The organism is Stenotrophomonas sp. HMWF003 (genome assembly GCF_003061285.1).
GTDB lineage: Bacteria > Pseudomonadota > Gammaproteobacteria > Xanthomonadales > Xanthomonadaceae > Stenotrophomonas > Stenotrophomonas maltophilia_AP.
This window is the reverse complement of sequence record NZ_QAIW01000261.1, coordinates 1-1,256: the sequence shown is the minus strand read 5'-3', so window position 1 is coordinate 1,256 and position 1,256 is coordinate 1. Positions and strand designations below refer to the sequence as shown.

The following is a 1,256-nucleotide window of genomic DNA, read 5'->3' as shown; positions in this document are numbered from 1 at the left end:
GCTTGAAGCCCACCTGGCGTGGGACCTCGGCCTGGTCGGCAAGGTGCCGCGCAGCAAGATCGAAGACACCTTCGCCTGGGTCGTGGACGACTGCGAACTGGACATCCGTCCGGCCGCCCCCCCCAGCCTGGCCACCCACGCGCCAGCGGCCCCGGTGGCCGCCCCGGCACCTGCAGCTGCGGCGGCACCTGTCGCCGCCGCTGCCCCGGCCGCACACGAAGCAGAAACCTCGATCCGCGTCGCCGTGGAAAAGGTCGATGCCCTGATCAACCTGGTCGGCGAACTGGTCATCACCCAGGCCATGCTCAAGCAGGTGTCGCACGCCCTGGACCCGGTGCATGCCGAACAGCTGTTCGCCGGCCTGGACCTGCTTGAACGCAACACCCGCGACCTGCAGGAAGCGGTCATCGGCGTGCGCATGCTGCCGGTGGACGCGGTGTTCCGCCGCTTCCCGCGCCTGGTCCGTGACCTGTCCTCGCGGCTGGGCAAGCACGTTCGCCTGCGCACCATCGGCGAAGGCACCGAGCTGGACAAGGGCCTGATCGAGAAGATCGCCGATCCGCTCGTGCATCTGGTCCGCAACTCGATCGACCACGGCCTGGAAATGCCCGACGTCCGCCGCGATGCGGGCAAGGACGAGACCGGCACGATCACCTTGGCGGCCTCGCACCAGGGCGGCCACATCGTCATCGAAGTCAGCGACGACGGCCGCGGCCTGAACCGCGACAAGATCCTGTCCAAGGCCCTCGAGCGCGGCTTGAGCGTGCCCGACAACCCCACCGACGCGCAGGTCTGGGACCTGATCTTCCAGCCGGGCTTCTCCACCGCCGACGCGGTTACCGACCTGTCCGGGCGTGGCGTGGGCATGGACGTGGTCCGCCGCAACATCCAGGCACTGGGCGGCGAAGTACAGCTGGAAAGCAAGGCCGGCAATGGCACCCGCGTGCTGATCCGGCTGCCGCTGACCCTGGCCATCCTCGACGGCATGACCGTGGCGGTGGCCGGTGAAACGGTGATCCTGCCGCTGGCCTACGTGCTGGAGGCGCTGCAGCCGCAGCCCGAGGACGTGCGCACCATGGCCGGCGAAGGCCGCGTGCTGCGCGTCCGTGGCGAGTACCTGCCGATCCTCTCGCTCAGCGAGTACTACGGGTTCGGCGGGCGCACCAAGGACGACTCGCTGGTGGTGGTGGTCGAAGGCGATGGCCAGAAGATCGCGCTGGAAGTGGACGAACTGGTCGGCCAGCAGCAGGTGGTGG

The 1,256-nt window shown here is 69.0% G+C and carries 1 protein-coding gene; it reads left to right on the top strand.

The window, feature by feature from the left end; genetic code table 11:
- The coding region (locus DBR34_RS10910; RefSeq protein ID WP_181393975.1) for an ATP-binding protein at positions 1 to 1,256 on the top strand (1,256 nt) is incomplete at both ends.